The 21,667-nt window shown below is 69.5% G+C and carries 18 protein-coding genes; 4 read left to right on the forward strand and 14 right to left on the reverse strand.

Annotation, left to right across the window (positions count from 1 at the left end; all coding sequences use genetic code 11):
• Positions 1-8: 8 nt before the first annotated feature.
• The 8 genes from O5O54_RS22335 to O5O54_RS02560 all read right to left on the reverse strand — a co-directional run bounded on the left by O5O54_RS22335 (position 9) and on the right by O5O54_RS02560 (position 8,073).
• Positions 9-674: a nuclear transport factor 2 family protein gene (locus O5O54_RS22335; RefSeq protein WP_347814866.1), complete on the reverse strand. Its 666-nt coding sequence runs from the start codon at positions 672-674 to the stop codon at positions 9-11.
• The gene (locus tag O5O54_RS02530) at positions 671-2,053 is read right to left on the reverse strand and encodes an aspartate aminotransferase family protein (protein WP_279478729.1); all 1,383 of its coding nucleotides are present in this window, start codon (positions 2,051-2,053) and stop codon (positions 671-673) included. Before O5O54_RS02530 ends, O5O54_RS22335 begins: the two co-directional genes overlap by 4 nt.
• Positions 2,054-2,187: 134 nt before the next feature.
• Complete coding sequence (pxpA, locus tag O5O54_RS02535) at positions 2,188-2,916, reverse strand: 5-oxoprolinase subunit PxpA (protein ID WP_279478731.1); 729 nt, start codon at positions 2,914-2,916, stop codon at positions 2,188-2,190.
• Positions 2,917-3,027: 111 nt separating this feature from the next.
• The gene (locus O5O54_RS02540; RefSeq protein ID WP_279478733.1) at positions 3,028-3,813 is read right to left on the reverse strand and encodes an ABC transporter permease; all 786 of its coding nucleotides are present in this window, start codon (positions 3,811-3,813) and stop codon (positions 3,028-3,030) included.
• Between the two features lie 166 nt (positions 3,814-3,979).
• The gene (locus O5O54_RS02545) at positions 3,980-5,158 is read right to left on the reverse strand and encodes an ABC transporter permease (protein WP_279478735.1); all 1,179 of its coding nucleotides are present in this window, start codon (positions 5,156-5,158) and stop codon (positions 3,980-3,982) included.
• Positions 5,155-6,213, reverse strand: coding sequence for an ABC transporter ATP-binding protein (locus O5O54_RS02550; RefSeq protein ID WP_279478736.1), 1,059 nt, complete (start codon positions 6,211-6,213; stop codon positions 5,155-5,157). The genes O5O54_RS02545 and O5O54_RS02550 overlap by 4 nt, the downstream gene beginning before the upstream one ends.
• A 68-nt stretch (positions 6,214-6,281) precedes the next feature.
• The gene (locus O5O54_RS02555; protein ID WP_279478739.1) at positions 6,282-7,331 is read right to left on the reverse strand and encodes an ABC transporter substrate-binding protein; all 1,050 of its coding nucleotides are present in this window, start codon (positions 7,329-7,331) and stop codon (positions 6,282-6,284) included.
• A 193-nt stretch (positions 7,332-7,524) separates the two neighbouring features.
• Positions 7,525-8,073: a cupin domain-containing protein gene (locus O5O54_RS02560; RefSeq protein WP_279478741.1), complete on the reverse strand. Its 549-nt coding sequence runs from the start codon at positions 8,071-8,073 to the stop codon at positions 7,525-7,527.
• A gap of 121 nt (positions 8,074-8,194) precedes the next feature.
• Here O5O54_RS02560 and hisD point away from each other — a divergent pair, with 121 nt between their 5' ends.
• On the forward strand, positions 8,195-9,487 hold the full coding sequence (hisD, locus tag O5O54_RS02565) for a histidinol dehydrogenase (protein WP_279478742.1): 1,293 nt from the start codon (positions 8,195-8,197) through the stop codon (positions 9,485-9,487).
• Between the two features lie 46 nt (positions 9,488-9,533).
• Here hisD and O5O54_RS02570 read toward each other — a convergent pair whose 3' ends face one another.
• The 3 genes from O5O54_RS02570 to O5O54_RS02580 form a co-directional block, all read right to left on the reverse strand.
• Entirely contained in the window at positions 9,534-11,495 is a 1,962-nt protein-coding gene (locus tag O5O54_RS02570) for a hydantoinase B/oxoprolinase family protein (protein ID WP_279478745.1), read from the reverse strand.
• 5 nt (positions 11,496-11,500) lie between these two features.
• Positions 11,501-13,525 carry a hydantoinase/oxoprolinase family protein gene (locus tag O5O54_RS02575; protein ID WP_279478747.1) on the reverse strand — a complete coding sequence of 675 codons (2,025 nt, stop codon included), beginning with the start codon at positions 13,523-13,525 and terminating at the stop codon, positions 11,501-11,503.
• Between the two features lie 211 nt (positions 13,526-13,736).
• The gene (locus tag O5O54_RS02580) at positions 13,737-14,693 is read right to left on the reverse strand and encodes a helix-turn-helix domain-containing protein (protein WP_279478748.1); all 957 of its coding nucleotides are present in this window, start codon (positions 14,691-14,693) and stop codon (positions 13,737-13,739) included.
• 208 nt (positions 14,694-14,901) lie between these two features.
• On the opposite strand from O5O54_RS02580, the gene O5O54_RS02585 reads away from it, so the two are divergent.
• Positions 14,902-15,588 (forward strand): GntR family transcriptional regulator, encoded by a 687-nt coding sequence (locus tag O5O54_RS02585; protein WP_279478750.1) that lies wholly within the window; start codon positions 14,902-14,904, stop codon positions 15,586-15,588.
• A 6-nt stretch (positions 15,589-15,594) separates the two neighbouring features.
• Here the strand turns inward: O5O54_RS02585 and O5O54_RS02590 are convergent, their stop codons facing one another.
• Positions 15,595-16,911, reverse strand: coding sequence for an aspartate aminotransferase family protein (locus tag O5O54_RS02590; RefSeq protein WP_407061660.1), 1,317 nt, complete (start codon positions 16,909-16,911; stop codon positions 15,595-15,597).
• 283 nt (positions 16,912-17,194) lie between these two features.
• Between O5O54_RS02590 and O5O54_RS02595 the strand changes: the two genes are divergently transcribed.
• On the forward strand, positions 17,195-18,247 hold the full coding sequence (locus O5O54_RS02595; RefSeq protein ID WP_279478753.1) for a phosphotransferase: 1,053 nt from the start codon (positions 17,195-17,197) through the stop codon (positions 18,245-18,247).
• Here O5O54_RS02595 and O5O54_RS02600 read toward each other — a convergent pair.
• Together O5O54_RS02600 and O5O54_RS02605 are read right to left on the reverse strand one after the other, a co-directional pair.
• Positions 18,244-19,380: a CaiB/BaiF CoA-transferase family protein gene (locus tag O5O54_RS02600; RefSeq protein WP_279478754.1), complete on the reverse strand. Its 1,137-nt coding sequence runs from the start codon at positions 19,378-19,380 to the stop codon at positions 18,244-18,246. The two genes, O5O54_RS02595 and O5O54_RS02600, sit on opposite strands and share 4 nt — an antisense overlap.
• Complete coding sequence (locus O5O54_RS02605) at positions 19,380-20,594, reverse strand: acyl-CoA dehydrogenase (RefSeq protein WP_279478757.1); 1,215 nt, start codon at positions 20,592-20,594, stop codon at positions 19,380-19,382. The genes O5O54_RS02600 and O5O54_RS02605 overlap by 1 nt, the downstream gene beginning before the upstream one ends.
• A 104-nt stretch (positions 20,595-20,698) precedes the next feature.
• Between O5O54_RS02605 and O5O54_RS02610 the strand changes: the two genes are divergently transcribed.
• Complete coding sequence (locus O5O54_RS02610) at positions 20,699-21,598, forward strand: LysR family transcriptional regulator (RefSeq protein WP_279478759.1); 900 nt, start codon at positions 20,699-20,701, stop codon at positions 21,596-21,598.
• The last annotated feature ends 69 nt before the right edge of the window (positions 21,599-21,667 follow it).

Below are 21,667 nucleotides of genomic sequence, written 5' to 3' on the forward strand. Positions count from 1 at the left end.
CTAGGTCGTCAGCTCCGGTTCTTGCGGTACGAATCCTTCAGCGCGATCAGCTCGCCGTCGAAGCCGAAGATGTCGCAGCCGTCCACCTCGACCGTCCCCCCGTCGCGCGCGGTGCCGACGAAGCGCCAGGACGACAGGCCCGTGTCGCCCGAGACCACGTGCCGGCCCCGTGTCCAGGCGGCTTGCGGGAAGGCGTCGAACAGGGCGGCATAGGCGACGCGCACGGCCTCGCGGCCCTCGTGGCGCGCACCCTCCGGTCCCGGTCCGGCGGAGCTGTGGAAGGCACAGCTCTCCGCCATGCAGTCCATCAGCCCGTCCACGTCGCGCGCGTTCCAGGCGGCGAGGAAGCGGTCGAGCGTGGCGAGGCGGCGGGCGGAGAGGTCGCTCTCCACCGCCTCGACCTCGAGAAAGGCCAGCGGAGCCGCGCCGCCGTTGACGACGTTGTGCGCGACGCCGGTGCGCCGGGAATAGGGCACGCCCCGGCGCAACTCCGCCTGGGCCGAGCCCCCGTCAGGCAGCGTCAGGTCGAGCCGCCCGTCGGTGAGCGGCACGATGACGTAGTCGTGCCCGTGGATGTGCCAGCCAGTTTCGGCGCCGGGCGCGAAGCGCCATTCCGTTACCCGGAAGCGTCCGTCGTCGATGTGGACGACGGGTTCGGCCTCGGGCCGCGTCACCGGAGGCCTTCGCTGCGCACGGCGTTGTTCAGCCTTTCCAGCGTCCGGCCCATACGGGTCATGATCTCCGCTACGTCGTCCTCCGTCACGATCATCGGCGGGCAGAGGGCGAGCTGGTCGCCGATGGCGCGGAAGATCAGTCCCTCCTCGTGGCCGATGGCGGCCGCCATGCGCCCGACCGCGCCGACCGTCTCGAAGGGGCGTTTGGTCGCCTTGTCGGCGACGAGTTCCAGGGCGCCGATCAACCCGTCGCCCCGCGCCTCGCCGACCAGCGGATGGCTGGCGAAGTCGCGCAAGGCCCCCTGGAACTGCGCCTCCAGCCGGGCGGCGTTGCCGGTCCAGTCCTGTTCCTCCATGACCTTGAGGTTCTCCAGCCCGACGGCCGTCGCCACCGGGTGGCCGGACGCGGTGAAGCCGTGGCCGAAGACGCCGATCTCCGCGGACTGGTCGGCGATCGGCCCGTAGACGTGATCGGAGATCATCACGGCGGCGAGCGGCATGTAGGAGGAGGTGATCTGCTTCGACAGCGTCATGATGTCGGGCGTGAAGCCGTATTTCTGGCAGCCGAACGGGGTGCCGAGCCGGCCGAAGCCGCAGATCACCTCATCCGCCACAAGGAGGATGTCGTTGGCGCGGCAGATGCGCTCGACGCCCTCCCAGTAGCCGGCCGGGGGCGGCATCACGCCGCCGGCGGCCATCAGCGGCTCGCCGATGAAGGCGGCGATCGTCTCCGCGCCTTCCTCGGCGATCACCGATTCCAGCTCGGCGAGGAGGCGCTCGGTGAACGCCGCCTCGCTCTCGCCTTCCTGCCCGAAGCGGTAGAAATGCGGGCAGGTCAGGTGGCGCACCGGGATCGCCGGCAGGTCGAAGGCGCGATGGTTGACGGGTAAGCCGGTGAGCGAGCCGGAGGCGATGGTAATGCCGTGATAGGCCTTGGTGCGGGCCAGGAACTTCTTCTTCGCCGGCTTGCCGAGCGCGTTGGAACGGTACCACACCATCTTGACGATCGTGTCGTTCGCCTCCGATCCCGAGGAGGTAAAGAAGGCGCGCGTCAAAGGCTCCGGCGTGATCTCGGCGAGCTTCTCGGCGAGGCGGATGGAGGGCTCGTTCGCCTTGGACGTGAACGTGTGGTAGTAGGGGAGCTTGAGCATCTGGGCATAGGCGGCGTCCGCCAGACGCTTCTGCGAGAAGCCGGCACCGACCGACCAGAGCCCGGCCAGACCCTCGATATACTCCTTGCCCTTGTCGTCGTAGACGCGGATCCCTTCGCCGCGCGCCATCACCAGGGGGCCGTTCTCCTCATGCGACCGGAGATTGGTGTTGGGGTGCAGCGTGTGGGCGATGTCGGCCGCGGCGAGCGAATTCGAGAGCGTGTCCATGGAAACCACCGGATTTCGAGGTGAGGAGGGAAGTGGGCCGGGCGCTTCGAGCGGGGCGGCGCGCGGGCGGGCTTTGATCTGATCTCCGATCCGGCCGCGATTGTCGCCCTTTCGGCCTCGATCGCAACCGGAAATCAGACTGCGTGCGCATGCCGGTCGATGACGCGGCGCAGGACGCCGGCCACCTCGCGGGCGTTGGGCGGGTCGGAATGCATGCAGACGGTCTCGAAGCGGACCGGCAGGAGCGTTCCGGCGGTGGTCTCGAGCCGACCGTCCCGCAGCGCCCGCTCCATTCGCGTTTCCACCAGGGCGAGGTCGATGGCCGACTGGACGCGCGGGATCACCAGGGCGCCGTCCGGCGCGTAGGCGAGGTCGGGGAAGAACTCGCCCTGAAAGGGCACGCCGATCTCGTCCGCCGCCGTCTCGTGCGCCGTGCCGGCCAGGCCGAAGAGCGGCACGTCGAAGGCTTTCACGGCGCGCGCGATGGCGCGGGCGGTCTCCGCGTCGCGTGCGGCCATGCCGTAGACGATGCCGTGCGGTTTCACGTGTGACAATGTCCCGCCCTCCGCCCGGAGGATGCCAGCGAGCGCGCCGATCTGGTAGAGAAAGGCCGCAGTCAGCTCTTCCGGCTGGAGCCTCATCTCGCGCCGGCCGAAGCCTTCGCGGTCCGGCAGCGAGGGATGGGCGCCGATGCGCTTTCCGAGCCGGAGCGCGAGCCGGACGGTGCGCAGCATGGTGACGGGGTCGGAAGCGTGGAAGCCGCAGGCGATGTTGGCGCAGTCGACATGGGGCATGATCCCCTCGTCGTCGCCGAAGCGCCAGTTGCCGTAGCTCTCGCCCATGTCGCAGTTGAGGGTCACCATGGGCGCGGGCCTTCCGGCAGTCGGGTTGTCGACGCGGCCGATCCTCGCGCGGTCGGGCAGGCTTTGTGAAATTCTTCCTGCTTCATCGCCATATCGAAAATTCCGATACGCTCACGACGCCGCCGCGACCCGCTTGCGGCGGTTCATGAGCGCAGCCAGGGCCGCGAGCAGCAGCGTGCCGACGATCAGAACGAAGGCGGCGGCCGCGATCGCCGGAGAGATGTTCTCGCGAATGGAGGAGAACATCTGGCGCGCCAGCGTGCGCTGGTTCGGTCCGGCGACGAAGAGGGTGAGCACCACCTCGTCCAGGGAGGTGGCGAAGGCGAAGACCGCGCCGGTGACGACGCCTGGCAGGGCGAGGGGGAGCGTGACGCGGCGGAACACGGTGGCGGGCGAGGCGCCGAGGCTCGCCGCCGCCCGCTCGACGCGGCGGTCGATGCCCTGAAGCGCCGTCGAGACGCTGATCACCACGAAGGGCACGCAAAGGACGGCGTGCGACAGGATCACGCCGGCATACGTGCTGGTGAGCCCGAGACCGCCCAGCGAAATCTGGAGCCCGACGCCGAGCACCACCGCCGGCACCACCATGGGCAGGAGGAAGAAGGTCCGGAAGACGTTGGGAAAGGGGATCAGCCCGTTGCGCAGGCCGAGCGCCGCCAGCGTGCCGAGCACCACGGAGAGCACCGTCGCGCCGGTGCCGATGATCAGGCTGTTGACGATCGACAGGCGCCAGGCGTCGGCGCGCGCCAGCTCCTCGAACCAGCGAAGGGAGAAGGAGGGGATGGGGTAGTTCAGGAAGATGCCGCCGGTGAAGGCCAGCGGCAGGATGGCGACGAGCGGCGCGAGTAGGAAGAGGACAGCGAGCGTTCCGAAAAGGCCTTGAGCGGGCTTGAGCATGGCGGAGTCCGTTTGGCAGCTCGACGGCGGAGGACCGGCGAGGGATTTTTTGCCGCTCGCGAGGCGCCAAACGCGGTCGATGCCGGCGGCATCGGCGAGGATTGGCAACGAAGCAACGGCGGAAAAGGACCGTCGGACCGACCCGATCGAGGTGTCAAACGGACTCCTAGGCCCCCAGCGGCGTGCCGGAGCGCGAGAGCCGGCCGTAGACGAGATAGAGGATCGTGGTGACGACGAGGAGGATCAGGCCGAGCGCGCCCGCCATGCCCCAGTTCGCGGTCTGGAGGGCATAGAAGGCGATGATGGAGGAGATCATCTGGTCGTTCGGGCCGCCGACGAGGGCCGGCGTGATGTAGTAGCCGATCGCCACCATGAAGACGAGAAGGCAGCCCGAGAGGATGCCGGGCATGGCGAGCGGCAGGAGGATGCGCCGGAAGGCCTGGAACGGCGTCGCGCCCATGGAGGCGGCGGCCGGCATCAGGGTCTTCGGGATGCCGTTCACCACCGAATAGATCGGCAGCACCATGAAGGGCAGGAGGACGTGCGTCATGGCGATCACGACGCCGGTGCGGTTGAAGATGAGGGGGAGGGGGCCGTTCGTGAGGCCGATCGCCTGCAGCGCGCCGTTGATGACACCCTGGTCCTGGAGAAGGATGAACCAGGCGGCGGTGCGCACGAGGAGCGAGGTCCAGAGCGGCAGGAGCACGGCCATCATCAGGACCGAGCGCTTCCAGCCGGTGGTGGCCGCCATCAGCATGGCGTAGGGCAGGCCGATCGCGAGGCAGCAAAGCGTGATCGACGCGGCGATCAGGAAGGTGCGGGTGATGATCAGCCGGTTGGCGGAGGCGCCGGGGGGAAGGCTCTCGATCGCGCCGGCCTCGTTGCGGGTGAGATCGACCGAGGCGAGGAGGTTGCGGTCGGTATAGGCGGACGCGGCCGCGCGGATGGCGGTCCAGAAGGCCGGGTCCGCCCAGCGCCGGTCGAGTGCGACGAGATCGACCGGCTGACCTTCGGCCGCTTCCTTCGCGGCGCGCTGGGTCTTGGGAATGAGGGTGCGGAAGCCCGACACGTCGCTGTTGAGCCGGCGCACGGCGGCCCCGAGAGCGATGGCGTCGGCTTGGCGCAGATCGGCGACGAGCGCCCCTTGCGTCTCGGCGTCCGGCGCGCCCTCGCCGCTCCAGGAGGCGATGGCGGCGGCGGTGCGGGGCAGGACGGCGCCGACGGCGGGGTCGCGCACCGAGACCGAGACCATGGTCCAGAGCGGCCAGAGGAAGAAGACGAGAAGAAACAGGAAGAGCGGCGCGATGAGCGCCGCGCTGCGAGCGGTGGAGCCGGCGCGCGTCATGCGGGGAAGACCGCGATGTCGGCGGGATCGGCGGTCACGTACACGGTGCCGCCGACGGGCGGAGACGCCAGGCGCCGCTCGGCGCGCGCGAAGAGGCGCAAGGGGCCGCGCGACAGGTGGAGGCGCAGGTGGTCGCCCTGGTAGACGACGTCGTCGACGCGCATTTCCAGCGCGTCCGGCCGCGCTTCGGCCTGGAGATGGAGGCGCTCGGGGCGGACCGACATCATCACCGGCGTGTCCGGCCGGAAGGTCGGGCCGGGGGCCGCGCGCAGCGTTGCCCCGCCCTCCAAGACGAGGGTCGTGCCGGAGGCGTCGGACGCCGCGGCGCTCGCCTTCAGGAGGTTGGTCTCGCCGATGAACTGGGCGACGAAGGCGTTCTCGGGGTGGTCGTAGACTTCCGTCGCCGTGCCGATCTGCGAAATCTTGCCCTTGTCGAAGATGGCGATGCGGTTGGACATAGTCAGCGCCTCGCCCTGGTCATGGGTGACGAAGACGACGGTGAGGCCCAGGCGGCGGTGGAGCTCGCGGATCTCGAGCTGCATCTCCTCGCGCAGCTGCTTGTCGAGCGCGCCGAGCGGCTCGTCCATCAGCACCACCTTGGGCTCGAAGACGAGGGCGCGGGTCAGCGCCACGCGCTGCTGCTGGCCGCCCGAGAGCTGGTCGGGCCGCCGGTCGCCCAGGTGCCCGAGGCGCACGCGGTCGAGGCCCTGTCTTACCCGATCGCCGATCTCGGCCTTGGAGAGGCCCCGCATCTGAAGCGGGAAGGCGACGTTCTCGGCGATCGTCATGTGCGGGAAGAGGGCGTAGTTCTGGAACACGACGCCGATGCCGCGCTTGTGCGGCGGCAGGTCCTCTATGCGCTCGCCGTCCATCAGGATCGTGCCCGACGTGGCGTTCTCGAAGCCCGCCAGCATCATCAGGATCGTGGTCTTGCCCGAGCCCGACGGACCGAGCAGCGACAGGAACTCGCCCTTCTCCACGGCAAGATCGAGATTCTCGACGACCCGCGTCTGACCGAAGGACTTCGACACGTCCTGAAAATGGATGAAGGTCATCGAGCCTCTTGGGCGCAGGGATCGGGAAGGCGAAGGGCCGGCGGCGGGCGCCGGCCCCGAAGCGGCGTTTACTGCGCCACCCAGGCGTTGAAGCGGGTGTTCAGCGCCTCGATGTTGTCGACCCAGAAATCGGTGTCGAGGGGAATCGCGACGTCGAGATTGGCCGGAGCCGTCGGAAGCTGGGCCGCGATCTCGGGCTTCAGCATCTCGCCGGCTTCCTTGTTGGGCAGGCCGTAGGCGATGTAGTCGGGCAGCTTGGACTGGTTGGCCGGCTCGCTGGCGAAGGCGATGAAGTCGAAGGCGGCGTCCTTGTTGGGCGAGCCCTTGAGCACCGTCCAGGAATCGACCGCGTAGATCGAACCCGGCCAGACGATCTGGAAGTTCTTGCCTTCCGTCTTGTTGATGCCGGCAAGGCGCCCGTTATAGGCCGAGGTCATCACGACCTCGCCCGAGGCCAGAAGCTGGATCGGCTGGGCGCCGGCCTCCCACCAGACGAGGTCCTTCTTGATCGTGTCGAGCTTCTTGAAGGCGCGGTCGACGCCTTCGGGCGTGGCGAGCACGGTGTAGACCTCCTTGGGATCCACGCCGTCGGCGATGAGGGCGAATTCGAGCGCGTATTTCGGCCCCTTGCGCAGGGCGCGCTTGCCCGGGAACTTCGCCGTGTCGAAGAAGTCGGCCCAGCTCTTCGGCGCTTCGGTCAGCTTGTCGGCGTCGTAGCCGAGGCCCGTGGTCCAGACGATGGCGCCGACGCCGCATTCGTTGACGGCCGAGGGGATGAACTTGTCCTCGCCGCCGAGCTTCGACCAGTCCACCGGCTCGTAGATGCCGTCGGCGCAGCCGAGCGCGAGTTCCTCGGCCTCGACCTGGACGACGTCCCAGTTCGGCGTTCCGGCCTGCATCTTGGCCGAGAGCACGCCGTAGCCGCCGTCCCAGGACTCTTCGAGCACCGGCTTGCCGGTCTTCTCGGCGAAGGGCTTGAAGTAGATCTCGCGCTGCGCGTCCTGGTAGTTGCCGCCCCAGGAGACGACGGTGAGGTCGCGCGCGGCGGCCGGCGCCGCCGTCAGGAGGGTGGCGGCGAGAAGGCCGCCCATGATGCTTGCGATGGCAGTCCGCGACATGACCTGTTTCCCCCAATGTTGAACCGTTCGAATTTCAAGCACGAAAGGGCAAAAGCGCAAAACCCTTCGCGCGGCTGCTCGGAATAGTTTCCACGATCGGGGGCTGTTCCGGACGTCCGCCGGTTCGGCTCGACGGTGCTTTTCGCCCCGGCCGTCGTTGCCGATCCTCGCCGCGGAGGTCCGAAACAGCCTCTCAATAGGTCGGCGGGGTGATGGCGCTGACGATCTCGGCCGGCTCGGTGCCCCGGTTGCGGAAACGGTGCGGCGTCTCGCTGTCGAAATAGTAGGCGTCGCCCGCTTCCAGCCGGCGGGTGCGCTCGCCCACGCTCACCTCCACCGCGCCGCTGAGCACGATGCCCGCCTCCTGCGCCTTATGCGAGAAGGCCTCGCCCGTGTCGGCGCCAGGCTGGTAGGTCTCGCGCAGCATCAGGAGCTTGCGGTTGGGATGGTTGACCCCGACCATCCGATAGGAGATCCCGTCCGCCCGCCCGATCTCGGGCAGGTCCTCGGCGCGGTAGAAGGGGGAGTGGGGCAGGGCCTCTCCGAGCTCGGAGAAGAAGCCGGTCAGGGTCGATCCCATGGCTTCCAGGATCGCGCCCAGCGTATCGACCGACGGGCTCATCCGGTCCCGCTCCAGGAGCGAGATGGTGGAATGGGCGATGCCGGAGCGGGCGGCCAGCTCGCGCGTCGAGAGCTGGCGGCGGCGGCGCAGCTCCCGGATGGCGGCTCCGATGGCGGGCATGGGGTCTCCTTTCGGTCGGGCTCGAACGCTCATCATAATGAACGGAGCGCCGCGTGTCCTTGCCCGTGCATGCCGCTTCTGCGAGCGTCCTGCGCGCAAATCCAGCAGGAAGGACGCACCCATGGCCCACGAGATCGACACGCTTCGCGCCCGCCTCCGCTTCGTGAAGGCGCCGCAGCCGCAGGGCGGGACGCAGGCGAGCGTCGCCGAGGCCGTTTCGGGCATCCTCTCGGCGGTGCGGGGCGAGGGCGATTCGGCCGTGCGGCGCTATTCCGCCGCGTTCGACAAGGTGGAGCCGCAGGCCTTCGAGGTGAGCCGGGAGGAGCGCGAGGCGGCGGTCGCGCGGCTGGACCCGCAGACGCGCGCCGACACCGAATTCGCCATCGCCAACGTGCGGGCGTTCGCCGAGGCGCAGCTGAAGACCATCCTGCCGCTGGAGATCGAGCTGAGGCCGGGCCTCCATCTCGGGCACCGCGTCATCCCCGTCGCGCGCGTCGGCGCCTATGTGCCGGGCGGGCGCTATCCGCTCCTGTCGGCGCCGATCATGACCATCGTGCCGGCCAAGGTGGCAGGCTGCCCGGAGGTGATCGCCTGCCTGCCGCCGACGGCGGCGGAAGCCATGGTCGCGGGTTGCCACCTGTCGGGCGCCGACCGCATCTTCCGGGTCGGCGGGGCACAGGCGATCGCGGCGATGGCCTACGGGACCGAGACCATTCCGGCGGTCCACAAGATCGTCGGGCCGGGCAACGCCTATGTCAACGAGGCCAAGCGCCAGGTCTTCGGTCCGGTCGGCATCGACCAGCTGGCGGGTCCGAGCGAGATCTACACGCTCGCCGACGAGACGGGCAACGCCGAGATCATCGCGACCGATCTCCTCGCCCAGGCCGAGCACGACGTCCACACCCGCGTCGGCCTGATCACGACGCACGGCGCCCTGGCGGAAGCCGTGGTCGCGGAGGTGGAACGGCAGCTCGAAACGCTGTCCACCGCCAGCGTCGCGCGCGTTTCGTGGGCCGCGCAGGGCGAGGTGACGGTCTGCGCCTCGGAGGAGGACATGATCGCCTATTCCGACTGGATCGCGGCCGAGCATCTCCAGGTGCACACGCGCGACCCCAAGGCCTTCGCGGCGCGCCTGTCGGGCTACGGCTCGCTGTTCATCGGACCCAAGGCCAGCGTCGTCTATTCCGACAAGTGCTGCGGCACCAACCACACGCTGCCGACCATGGGGGCCGGGCGCTATACGGGCGGGCTGTGGGTCGGCTCCTACGTCAAGATCGCGACGCACCAGTGGCTGGACGATGCGGGCGTGGCGGCCGTCGCGCCGCCGGCGTCCCGCCAGAGCGCGGCGGAAGGGCTGGAAGGGCACCGGCGCGCCGCGGCGCTGCGGCTGGAGAAGCCGGAGCTCTTCCGCTGACGCGGCAAGGGCGCGCCGCGGCCCCCGCCCGGCCTTCAGGCCCTCGTCAGGCGGCTTCCCACTTGGCGACCGAACGGCGCTCGAAGCTCTCGCGGAACTGACGGGTCGATTCGGGCAGCAGCTCGCCGGTGCCCCAGTCGAGAATCACGGCATGGCGGCGGATCACGTCGAGCATGTCGATCTCGCCGGCCCGGTACCCCCGCGCGATCGCTTCGGGATCGGCGCGCGCCCAGTCGACGCGGCTCGCGGCGATCTCGGCGCGCAGCGCCCGCGTGCCCGCCTCGTTGATCTCGTAGTCGCAGAGCTCGGCGTCGTTGACGCGGATCATGACGCCGTAGTCCTTGGCGGCGCGCTCCACCGAGACGTAGTCGTCGGCGACGTCCGCAAGGACCAGGGACGGGTCGCGCTTCAAGGGGTCGCCGAAGCCGCCCCCGCCGCCGGTCGGGCGCCAGAACCGGTCGCCCTCCTTCAGCGGCACGTCGGAGAAGATGGTGCCGAGCCGCACCGTCTCGTCGGTGTCCGCGCGCTTCAGCGTCAGCCCGTGGGGCGTCGAGGGAAGGCCGCCTTCGATGCCCCAGACGATCGCCCGCTCGCGGTCGCAGATGTAGGAGATCACCGTGTCCTCCGACTGCAGGAGCTTCGAGCCCTTGAGCACCCCGACGCCCCCGCGCCATTGGCCCGGACCGGCGGAATCGGTCTGGATCTGGCACTCGGTCATCAGGATCGGCGTGGTGCGCTCCTGTCCCTCGATCGGCTGGGACATGAGGCCGACGCCGAAGCAGGAGGTCGTGACGTTGGCGCCGTCCTTGCCGTTGCGCCCGCCCCAGCCGCCGGGCAGCCAGTCGTAGAACATGAAGATCGGCTTGTCGGGGACACGCGCGTCGCGCCCGCCGGTCAGCAGGTATTCGAGGTTGAAGGTGCAGGCGAGGGCGCGCTCGGGCATGAGGTCCGACCAGATCTCGTAGATCGAGTTCATGATCTTCTCGAAGGGCATCAGGAACCCGGTCACCGCGACCGGCCATCGGGCATCGACGATCGAGCCCTCGGGGACGCTGAGCTCGAAGGCGCGGTAGAAGCCGGAATTGAGCGGCAGGTCGGGGAAGAAGGTCTTCATGCCCGCCGCGACCGCCGAGAAGGTGGCGCCGAAGGCCGAGTTGTAGATCGTGGCGATGGTCGGGTGGCTGCCCGAGAAGTCGTAATAGGCCTTGTCGCCCTTGATCGTCATCTTGATGCGGATCGGGATCATGCCCTCGCCGCCGGCGGGATCGCGGTCGATGTAGTCCACCGTCTCCCAGGTGCCGTCCGGCAGCGCGGCGATGCGCCCGCGCACGGCGCGCTCGACATAGTCCTGCACCTCGGCGAGACCCGTCTTCACCGTGTCGCGCCCGTATTTCTCGACGAGGCGGCCGATCTCGCGCGCGCAGACGGCGGTGCCTTGCGCCTGGGCCTGGATGTCGCCGATGATCGAAGCGGGATCGCGCGTGTTGGCGGCGATCATGTTGGCGACGTCCCGGCGGAAGACGCCCTTGTCGTAGAGCCGGACCGGCGTGATGCGCAGGCCCTCGCGGAACATGTCGCGGGCGGTCACGTCGAAGGAGCCGGGCACCGAGCCGCCCATGTCCGACCAGTGGCCGTTGGACTGGGCGAAGGCGATGATCTCGCCGCCGGAGAAGATCGGACGGATCAGGCGCACGTCGGAGAAATGAGTTCCGCCGGCATAGGGGTCGTTGGTGGCGAAGACGTCGCCCTCGTGCATGTCGCCTTCGAAGGCGCGCATGACGTCCTTGCACGTGAAATGCAGGGTGCCGACGTGGACGGCGATGTCCTGGTTCCCTTGCGCCGCGCATTCGCCGTTCGCGTCGTGCAGGGCCGAGGAGAAGTCGTGGTTGTAGATCACGAAGGAATAGCAGGTCCGCAGCACCTGCTCGCCCATCTGGTCGACGCTGGTGATGAAGGAGTTCTTGAGGACCTCGAAGGTCACGGGATCGAGCGTCTGTTCGCCGGCCATCTCGTTCAGCCCTTCACGCGGATGATGATGTTCAGGAATCTGTCGACCTCGGCGAGCGAGCCGGGCGGGACGACGGTGGTGGAATCCACCTGTTCGACGATCGCCGGCCCCTTGAACGAGAAGCCGCAGGGCAGGTCGTCGCGCCGGAAGACGGGCGTGTCGTGGGGCACGTTGTCGAACCAGACCGTGCGGCGGCTCGCGGGCTCGGGGGCCGCGCCCGTCGGCTCGTGGACGGCGAGCTCGGCCTTGCGGACCACGCCGATCGCCTTGACGTTGATGCGGAAGAAAGACACCGGCGCCTCGTCGCGGCGGAAGTTGTACTCGCGCTGGTGCTCGGCGTGGAACTCGGCGACCAGCGCCTCGATCGAGCTGATCGGGCGGGGCGCGGAGACGGCGAGCGAGCGCCACTGGCCGCGATACATCATGTCGATGGAGCGCTGGAGCACGATGTCGGCTTCGGCCACGCCCTCGTGCGTCAATCGGTCCAGCGCCTCGCGCTCGATGCGGGCGAAGCGGGCCTCGATGTCGGCGGGCTCGGCCTGCGAGGCCTCCACCATGCAGTTCTCGGAGAAGTCGTGCTGCATGTCGACGAGAAGGCAGCCGAGCGCCGACGTGACACCGGGGTTCGGCGGCACGATGACGGTGGGGATGGCGAGCTCGCGCGCGACGTCCACCCCGTGCAGAGCGCCTGCCCCGCCGAAGGCGACGAGGGCGAAGTCGCGCGGGTCGTAGCCGCGGCTGATCGAGATCAGCCGCACGGCGTCCGACATGTTGGCGTTGGCGACGCGCAGGATCGCGTCGGACGCCTCCTCCACGGAGAGACCGAAGGGTCTGGCGACGCCCTCGTCCACGGCCGCCCTCGCAAGGCCCGCGTCGAGCCGCACCTTGCCGCCGGCCAGACTCGTGCCGAGGCGCCCGAGCGTGACGTTGGCATCGGTGTTGGTCGGCTGGCGGTTGCCGTTGCCGTAGCAGGCCGGGCCGGGAAAGGCACCCGCCGACTGCGGGCCGTTGCGAAGCGAGCCGGCCTCGTCGGTCCAGGCGAGCGAACCGCCGCCGGCCCCGATCGTCAGCACCTCGATGGAGGAGAAGCGGATGGGATAGCCGAACTCGATGTGCCAGTCCTTGGTGACGCGCGACTGGCCCTCGTAGGCGAGCGAGACGTCCGTGGACGTGCCGCCCATGTCGAGGCCGATCGAGTTCGGGAAGCCGCAGAGCGAGGCGATGTGGCGCGAGGCGATGGCGCCGGCCGCGATGCCGGAGCCGGCGAGCCGCGCGGCATAGTCCTTGACGCCGGCCGGCGTCATCACGCCGCCGCCGGTGTGAAGGAGAAGGAGGTCGCGGGTATAGCCCCCGCTCGCCAGTTCCTCCCCGAGGCGGCTCGTGTAGCTGACGACGACGGGCGAGACGGCGGCGTTGGCGACCGTGGTCGAGAAGCGCTCGTGCTCGAAGATCTCGGGGAGCACCTGCGAGGAGATCGAGACCGGCACGTCGGGCATGGCCTCGAGAAGGATCTCGCGCATGCGGCGCTCGTGGTCGCCGTTGAGATAGGCGTTCATGAAGCAGACCGCGATCGCCTCGACGCCGCGCTTCTTCAGGATGCGGGCGACCTCGCGCGCGGCGGCCTCGTCCAGCGGCTCGACCACCTGGCCGGCCGAATCGACGCGCTCCGGCACGGTCAGCCGGTCGCGGCGGGGCACGTAGGGCTTCACGACGTCCTTGTAGACGTCCCAGAGGTCCTCCTTGTTGGCACGGCGGATCTCGATGACGTCCCGGAAGCCGGCGCTGCAGACCATGGCCGTGCGCGGCAGACGGCGGGTGATCAGGGCGTTGGTGGCGACCGTCGTGCCGTGGCTGAAGAGCGCCACCCTGGACAGGTCGATGCCGGCCTTGGCGACGCCGCCGAGAATGCCCTCGATCGGGTCCTTCGTGGAGGACGTCTTCTCGATGCGGATGAGGCCGGTGTCCTCGTCCATGATGCAGATGTCGGTGAAGGTGCCGCCCACATCGACGGCGACGCGAAGGTTCTGCAAGGCGGCCGATCCCCATGCTTCGCCCGATCCGGCGGCAGGGCGGACCGGTGCGATCCGTCCCGTCCGATCGGCTCGGTCGGTGCTGTTGCGAAAGCTGTTCGGGGGATTAAAGGGGCTTTCGGCCACAGGCTCTTGTCGTGGAGCGCATCAAAGCTTGCGCATGGCCGCGATCGGGGACGGGGCGAGCGCGGAGGCCGGCGGCGCGTGTCGCTCAGCCGGCCCGGCGCGCGCGGCTGCGGGTCTCGCTCGGACTGCGGCCGAACCGGGCGCGATAGGCGCGGCTGAACTGCGCCTGATCGACGAATCCCCATTCGTAGGCGATCTCCGCGATGGCGCGCCGGTTCGCCGGATCCTGCAGCAGGGTGTCGCACATCAGGAGGCGCTGGGTCCGGATATGGGCGCAGACGGTCGTGCCCTCCGCCTCGAAGAGCTGATGGAGGTAGCGCAGCGAGATGCCGCAGCTCTCGGCCACTCGGCGCGGCGAAAGCTCGGGCTCGCGAAGGCGGGTGCGGATGACGTGCTCGGCGCGGTGGAGATGGGCGTTGCGCACGGAGGAGGACTGGCCGGTCAGGACGCGCTGGTCGGCCTCCACCGCCATGGCGAGGAGGTCCACGAGATGCGTGCCCATCAGGCGGCGCGCGGGGGCGTCCATTTCGTCGAGGCGGGGGGCCGTCATGCGCAGCATGTCGACGAACAGGGCGCCGATGCCGTGGCGGGCGTCGAACTGGAGCGTCGCGAGGCGCTCGGGCCGTGCGATGCGCGAGCGCAGGAGCGCGTTCGGCACCTTCATCACCCAGAGGGCTGCCCGCTCGCGGTGGCTGAATTCGTAAGGGAGGTGGCTTCGCTCGATCAGGAACTGGCCGGGCCGGCAGGTCACGTCGCGGTTGTCCTGCAGGAAGCGGATTTCCGCGATGTCGGGCACGGTGATGAGATAGCTTTCCTCGCGCTCCGACGCGAGATGGCGCTCCTGCCGGCGGTACAGGAGCCCGTCGCAGTGGTTGCGCGAGATGGACACGTCGCCGAGCGACCAGACATCGAGGGCGCCGTCGAACTCCCGGCCTCCGCGGAACCGGAGGTCGAGCGGAAAGTAGGTGCGTGCGACGGTCTCCTGCCAGAACGCGTGCTTCAGGCCGGGGGCGACGTCCGCCGTGGAATAGGTGATCCGCATCGCATGCCCTCCCCATCCGGTCCCGAGCCGACCCGGAGGAAGTTCACCATCAATCCGGCGGCGATTGAAGAGGCTTGGTGGCCCAGGCTCCGCCGGATGCGGGGATGCAGGATGCGTGCCAGACGGGTGCGACGGCGGCCGGGGCGGGCGGGCGACCGTTGGCGCGCCGGGCGTATATGATATGCTGGCCGCGCTGCGGAGGCCCCTTGTGACCAAGATCGAGTACCGGACCCTCAACGACCTTGCCTATGATCGGATCAGGGACGGTCTCATGGCGGGCAGCTTCGACCCCGGCCAGGTGCTGGTGATCCGCACCCTCGCCGAGACCTACGGCATCTCGACGACGCCGGTGCGCGAGGCCCTGCAGCGCCTCGTGGCCGAGCGGCTCCTGGTGCTGCTGCCCAACCGCTCGATCGCCGTGCCGGCGCTGGAGGCGGCCAAGTATGCCGAGCTGGCGCGCATCCGCTGCGAACTGGAGGGGCTGGCGGCGGAGCTGGCCGCGCCGCGCGTGAGAAAGGGCGTCCTGCGAAAGCTGGCAAGGCTCGCCGACGACATGGACGAGAGCCTCGCGAGCCGTGACCACGACGCCTATCGCCGCGAGAACCGGGCCTTTCATTTCGCCGTCTATTCCGAAGCCGCCTCGCCGCGTCTCCTCGAACTCATCAGCGATCTCTGGAGCCAGACCGGCCCCTATATGAAGGAGCTGTTCGGCGCGCCCGCCTACGAGGCGAAGGCCAACGAGGCGCACCGGACGATCCTGGCCGCGCTGGAGGCAGGCGACGGGGCGGCGGCGCGGGCCGGCGTCGTCGCCGACCTCACCGTCGCCGGCAGCTTCCTGGTTCCCCATCTCGAAGCGGTGGAGGCGGCGCGCCGACGCGAGCGCGCGACCGCCTGACCACCCTCAGGCGGTGGCCTTCAGGGCGTCGCCGAGGACCTCGGCGAAGAGGTCGGCATTCTCGCGCGTGAAGACCAAGGGCGGGCGGATCTTCAGGCTGTTGTGGTCCTTGCCCGACACCGAGATCAGGACGCCGCGCTCGCGCATGGCGTTGACGACGCGCGAGGCGCGCGCCCGGTCGGGCGTTCTGGTCGCCCGGTCCGACACGAACTCGACCGCCATGAAGAGCCCGACGCCGCGCACGTCCCCGACGCCTCCGTCGCCTCGGCAGATCTCGGCGACCCGGTCGAGAAGATGGGCGCCGACCTCCAACGCGTTCTGCCGCAAGCCCTCCGCCTCGATGGCCTCGAGCACCGCCATGGCGGCGGCGCAGGACACCGCGTTGCCGCCGAACGTATTGAAATAGCGGGCGTTGCGGCCGAAATTCTCGACCACCTCGGGGCGCATCACCACGCCCGAGATCGGATGGCCGTTGCCCATCGGCTTGCCGAGCGTGACCATGTCCGGCACCACGCCGTGGCGCTCGAAGCCCCACATCGCTTCGCCCGTGCGGCCGAAGCCCGGCTGCACCTCGTCGGCGACGAAGAGGCCGCCCGCGGCACGGATCGCCTCCGCCGCGCCCTGGAGGAACCCGGCCGGGCCGGGCAGGACGCCGTCGCTGGTGAAGAGGCTGTCGACGAACAGCGCGGCCGGCCTGATGCCGTGGCGCTTGAGGTCGTCTATCGCGGCCTCGACGGAGGCGCGGAACGCCGCGCCGACATCGGCTTCGCCGAGATGATACCGGTCGGGCGCCGGCACGGTGCGAACGTGGGGGCCGAGATCGACGGAGGACCCGAGCGAGGGCGAGAAGGCGGCCACGCTTTCCGTGATGCCGTGATAGGCGTTGGCGGTGACGATGATGCCGGTGCCGCCCGTCCTCGCCTTGGCGATGCGCAGCGCCAGGTCGTTGGCCTCGCTCCCGGTGCAGGCGAACATGACCTGGGACAGTTCGGCCGGGAAGGTCGCCACCAGCCGCTCGGCATAGTCGAGGATCGCGGTGTGGAGGTAGCGCGTGTTGGTGGCAAGCACGCCGACCTGCGCGCGGATCGCCTCCACCACGCGCGGATGGCAATGCCCGATGGAGGCGACGTTGTTGTAGGCGTCGAGAAAGGCGCGGCCCCTCTCGTCGTAGAGCCACACGCCCTGCCCCCGCACGAGGTGGAGCGGGGTTTCGTACATCAGCCGGTAGGCCGGGCCGAGGACGCGCGCGCGCCGGGCGACCAGCGCCTCGTTTTCCGGGGAGAGGTCGCCGCGGCCGGGCACGAAGGCGTTGGGCATGGACAGGTCGGCGGCGGTGCTCATGCGACGGCTCCTCGGACGGGGAGGGGGCACGGCAGTGCGCCCGAAATTCGATACATGATATACCGTTGGAAAAATTGGGGGAAGCGTCTTCGTCTTGCTGGGCAAGAGCTGTCTAGGTCATCCCGCCCGAAGCGTTTGCCGGCTCGCCGCTTGTTTCCGAACGGTATATGGTATATCGAAAAAGCTGCGAAGAGGAGACGCTTTGCGTCGGCTTGTCGCTGCCGGCTCGTCCCGTTTCCGCCCCTCCGACCCGAGAAGGCCGGCCATGTCGACACCCGAAGCCGCCGAGGCGCGATCGGCCTTCACCACCCGCGCGCCCGACTTCTCGCTCGCCGAGATCGAGACGCTGGTGCGCGAGCGATACGGCATCGACACGGCGGCCTCCATGCTGACCAGCGAGCGCGACCTCACCGTGCGGCTGGATGCGGCGGGGGCCAGGCGGTTCGTGCTCAAGATCGCCAACGCGGCCGAGGATCGCGCGGTGTCCGAGTTCCAGAACCGGGCGCTGGAGCACATCGAGCGCACGGTGCCGGACGTGCCGGCCTCGCGCCTCGTGAGGACCCTCGACGGCGAGCCGGAATGTCTCGCCGAACGGGACGGCGAGCGCCATTTCACCCGCCTCCTCACCTGGCTGCCCGGCCGACCGCTCTTCGGCACGCAGCGCACGCCCGCCCAGATGCGCGGCGTCGGCGCGGCGCTGGGGCGTCTGGCGAAGGGTCTCTTCACCTTCTCCCATCCCGCCGCGACCCATGAGATCGTCTGGGACCTCCGCCATGCGCCGGGCCTTCTCGTCCGGACGCACCACATCGCCGATCCCGAACTGCGCGCGCGGGTGGAGGGGGTGTTCGCCCGTTTCCGCGACGCCATCGCGCCGCGCGAGCCGAGCCTTCGCGCCCAGGTCGTCCACAACGACTTCAACCCCTTCAACCTCCTGGTGGAGGAGGAGGACACCGATCGCATCAGCGGCATCCTCGACTTCGGCGACCTCGTCGAGACCTTCGCGATCTACGACCTCGCCATCGCCTGCGCCTATCAGGTGCCGGAGGAGGGCCATCCGTTCGAGCCGATGGCGGACCTCGTCGGCGCCTATCACGCCGTCCATCCCGTGCCCGCGCTTGAGCTCGACCTCCTGCCGGACCTCGTCGGGGTGCGCCAGGCGATGACGATCGCGGTCAGTGAGTGGCGCGCCAGCCGCTATCCGGAAAACGCGTCCTACATCCTGCGCAACCACGCCAAGGCGCGCGCGGCCCTGGTGCGATGCGCCGACGTGCCGCGCGAGGAGGCGCGGGCGATGCTGCGCCGGGCCTGCGGGCTCTAGGTCTTCGTAAAGCCTTCCATCCCGCCGCTGCCGAGCCGGGGCGAGGGCGTCTCCAGCGACAGCGCGGCCTCGCGGAAGCGGATGGGCGTGCGCAGGCCCGGCACCCCGTCCGGCTCGATCCGCATCCCGCGATGGATCACCTGCGGGTCGGCGAAGACGTCGGCCACCGTGTTGATCGGCCCGGCCGGCACGCCCTCGCGCTCGAGGTCCGCCAGAAGCGCGTCGCGCGTGCGGAGGCGCAGCCGCCCTTCCATGATGGCGACCAGCGCCTGCCGGTTGGCGACGCGCGCCTCGTTGGTGGCAAAGCGCGGATCGGCGGCAAGCGCCGCCTCGCCGATGACCTGCATCAGCCGGGCGAACTGCCGGTCGTTGCCGCAGGCGATCACGACATGCCCGTCGGCGACGGGAAAGGCCTGATAGGGCACGATGTTGGGATGGGCGTTGCCGAGGCGCGTCGGCGCGGTGCCGCCGGCGAAGTAGTTCAGCGCCTGGTTGGCGAGCACCCCGGTCATGCAGTCCATCAGCGCCATGTCGACATGGTCGCCGCGCCCGGTCCGCTCGCGCCGCGCGAGCGCCGCCTGGATGGCGATCGTGCCGTAGAGGCCGGTGAAGATGTCGGCGAAGGCGACGCCGATCTTCTGCGGGCCGCCGTCCGGCTCGCCGGTGAGGTCCATGATCCCGCCCATGGCCTGGATCATGAAGTCGTAGCCGGCGCGCGCCGCGTAAGGCCCGTCCTGGCCGAAGCCGGTGACGGAGCAGTAGACGAGGCGCGGGTTCTCGGCCGAGAGGCTCTCGTAGTCGAGGCCGTATTTCGCCAGGCCCCCGACCTTGAAGTTCTCGACCAGGACGTCGGCCTCCAGCGCCAGGCGCCGCACCAGCGCGCGGCCCTCAGGAGTGGAGAAGTCGGCGATCACGGATCGCTTGCCGCGGTTGCAGGCGTGGAAATAGGCCGCGGTCCGCTCGCCCTCGCGTTCGATGAAGGGCGGCCCCCAGCGGCGCGTGTCGTCGCCCTCCGGCGCCTCGACCTTGATCACCTCCGCGCCGAGATCGGCGAGCGTCTGGCCGATCCAGGGTCCGGCGAGGATGCGGGCGAGCTCCAGGACCTTGAGGCCCTTCAGCGGCGCGTCCGCCATCAGAAGAAGGCCTGGAGCCCGGTCTGGGCGCGGCCGAGAATCAGGGCGTGGACGTCGTGCGTGCCCTCGTAGGTGTTGACCGTCTCGAGGTTCTGCGCGTGGCGCATCACGTGGTACTCGCCCATGATGCCGTTGCCGCCGTGCATGTCGCGCGCTTCCCGCGCGATGGCCAGCGCCTTGCCGCAGTTGTTGCGCTTGACGATCGAGATCATCTCCGGCGCCATTCGGCCCTCGTCGAACAGGCGCCCGACCCTCAAGCTCGCCTGGAGCCCCAGCGCGATCTCGGTCTGCATGTCGGCGAGCTTCTTCTGGACGAGCTGCGTCTGCGCCAGCGGGCGGCCGAACTGGGTACGCTCCAGCGTGTAGGAGCGGGCGCGGTGCCAGCAGTCCTCGGCCGCGCCCATCGCGCCCCAGGAGATGCCGTAGCGGGCGCGGTTGAGGCAGCCGAACGGACCTTTGAGGCCGGACACGTCGGGCAGGAGCGCCTCCTCGCCGACCTCCACCCCGTCCATCACGATCTCGCCGGTGACGGAGGCGCGAAGCGAGAGCTTGCCCTCGATCTTGGGTGCCGACAGGCCCTTGGTGCCCTTGTCCAAAACGAAGCCCCGGATCGCCCCGCCATGGCCTTCCGACTTCGCCCAGACCACGAAGACGTCGGCGATCGGCGCGTTGGAGATCCACATCTTGGCGCCGTCGAGGACGTAGCCCCCGTCGACCTTGCGGGCCGTGGTCCGCATGCCGCCGGGGTCCGAGCCGGCGTCGGGCTCGGTGAGGCCGAAGCAGCCGATCCATTCGCCGCTGGCGAGCCTAGGGAGATATTTGCGCCGCTGCTCCTCCGAACCGTAGGCATGGATCGGATACATGACCAGCGAGGATTGCACCGACATCATCGAGCGGTAGCCCGAATCCACCCGCTCCACCGCCCGCGCCACGAGCCCGTAGGCGACATAAGACGCACCGGCGCAGCCGTAGTCCTCCGGCAGCGTGACGCCGAGCAGTCCGAGCTCGCCCATTTCGCGAAAGATCGAGGGATCGGTCGTCTCGTTGAGATAGGCCTCGACGATGCGCGGGCGCAGGCGCTCCTCGGCGAAATCGGTCGCGGTCTGCGCGATGAGCCGCTCGTCCTCGGTGAGCTGGTCGTTCAGGAGGAACGGGTCGGTCCAATCGAACGCGGGCTTCGGGGCGGCGGGGGCGCTGGCGGGCAGGGCGGACATGATCGCTACTCCTGTCGTTTCGCCCGGCAGCATGCGCGCGCTCGTGCCTGCGCGCAAACGATGTTATCGGATGGAAACATTCGTAAATTCGATGACCTTGCGCCGTGCGACCCGCCTATCACCCGACCATCGCCGAGCTTCGCGCCTTTGTCGCCTGCATGGACAGGGGCTCGGTGACGGAGGCCGCCGCGAGCCTCCATCTGACCCAGAGCACGGTCAGCCGCTCGCTCGCGCTTCTGGAGGAGAAGCTCGGCGTGCCGCTCTTTCACCGCGTGCGCAAGCGCCTCGTACCCTCCGACGCCGGCCGGCTCTTCGCGGTGGACGCGGCCGCGATCCTCGCCCGGCTCGACCAGGCGACGGTCAAGACCATGGCCTTCGGCGGACGGCGCGAGATCCTCAATCTCGCCGTCCTGCCGACCTTCGCGGCGCGCTGGCTGTCCCCGCGCCTCGTCGCCTTCTCGCGCGCCGAGCCGGGCATCAGCCTCAATGTCAGCGCCCGGCTGGGGGCGGTGGACTTCGAGGCGGAGGGGTTCGACGCGGCGATCCTGCGATCCGGCCCGCCGTCCGGCATCCTGGAGGCGCTGACCCTGTGTCCGGACCGCTTGCTCGCGGTGGCGAGCCCGCAGCTCCTCGCTGGGCTTGACCTCGCTGACGAGGCCATGCTCCTGCGCCTGCCGCTCCTTCAGCAGGCGACGCGTCCGACGCTGTGGCTCGAATGGTTCCGCGAGGCGGGAATCGACGCGCGCGACATCCTGCGCGGCCATCGGTTCGAGCAGTTCGCCATGGTGGTGGAGGGCGCGGTGGCGGGCCTCGGCGTCGCCCTGGTGCCGGATTTCGCGGTGGAACGGGAGCTGGAAGGCGGCCTCCTGACATTGGCCTCGCCGCGCAGCCTCGCGCTGCCCGAGCCCTATTGCCTGCTCCACCCCCGGCGCAGCCTGCAGCGCCCGGCCTTCGCGAGGTTCCTGGCTTGGCTCAGCCGGACGGCGATCGACGGGTCGCCCTGAGGTCTTCGATGCGCAGACCTTCGGGACGAGCGACGCGGCTAAGAGTGCCTAACAATACCTCCGGGCGGA

It is taken from the genome of Aureimonas sp. SK2, from assembly GCF_029813115.1.
Classification (GTDB): Bacteria; Pseudomonadota; Alphaproteobacteria; order Rhizobiales; family Rhizobiaceae; genus Aureimonas.

What these genes read in the sequence shown, in the direction of transcription:
- pxpA (WP_279478731.1), bottom strand. Translation starts at nt 2,916, where the DNA reads ATGGTGACCCTCAACTGCGACATGGGCGAGAGCTACGGCAACTGGCGC.
- O5O54_RS02550 (WP_279478736.1), bottom strand. Translation starts at nt 6,213, where the DNA reads ATGACCTTCATCCATTTTCAGGACGTGTCGAAGTCCTTCGGTCAGACG.
- O5O54_RS02595 (WP_279478753.1), top strand. Translation starts at nt 17,195, where the DNA reads ATGTCGACACCCGAAGCCGCCGAGGCGCGATCGGCCTTCACCACCCGC.
- O5O54_RS02570 (WP_279478745.1), bottom strand. Translation starts at nt 11,495, where the DNA reads ATGGCCGGCGAACAGACGCTCGATCCCGTGACCTTCGAGGTCCTCAAG.
- O5O54_RS02530 (WP_279478729.1), bottom strand. Translation starts at nt 2,053, where the DNA reads ATGGACACGCTCTCGAATTCGCTCGCCGCGGCCGACATCGCCCACACG.
- O5O54_RS02605 (WP_279478757.1), bottom strand. Translation starts at nt 20,594, where the DNA reads ATGTCCGCCCTGCCCGCCAGCGCCCCCGCCGCCCCGAAGCCCGCGTTC.
- O5O54_RS02555 (WP_279478739.1), bottom strand. Translation starts at nt 7,331, where the DNA reads ATGTCGCGGACTGCCATCGCAAGCATCATGGGCGGCCTTCTCGCCGCC.
- O5O54_RS02600 (WP_279478754.1), bottom strand. Translation starts at nt 19,380, where the DNA reads ATGGCGGACGCGCCGCTGAAGGGCCTCAAGGTCCTGGAGCTCGCCCGC.
- O5O54_RS02540 (WP_279478733.1), bottom strand. Translation starts at nt 3,813, where the DNA reads ATGCTCAAGCCCGCTCAAGGCCTTTTCGGAACGCTCGCTGTCCTCTTC.
- O5O54_RS02580 (WP_279478748.1), bottom strand. Translation starts at nt 14,693, where the DNA reads ATGCGGATCACCTATTCCACGGCGGACGTCGCCCCCGGCCTGAAGCAC.
- hisD (WP_279478742.1), top strand. Translation starts at nt 8,195, where the DNA reads ATGGCCCACGAGATCGACACGCTTCGCGCCCGCCTCCGCTTCGTGAAG.
- O5O54_RS02545 (WP_279478735.1), bottom strand. Translation starts at nt 5,158, where the DNA reads ATGACGCGCGCCGGCTCCACCGCTCGCAGCGCGGCGCTCATCGCGCCG.
- O5O54_RS02560 (WP_279478741.1), bottom strand. Translation starts at nt 8,073, where the DNA reads ATGCCCGCCATCGGAGCCGCCATCCGGGAGCTGCGCCGCCGCCGCCAG.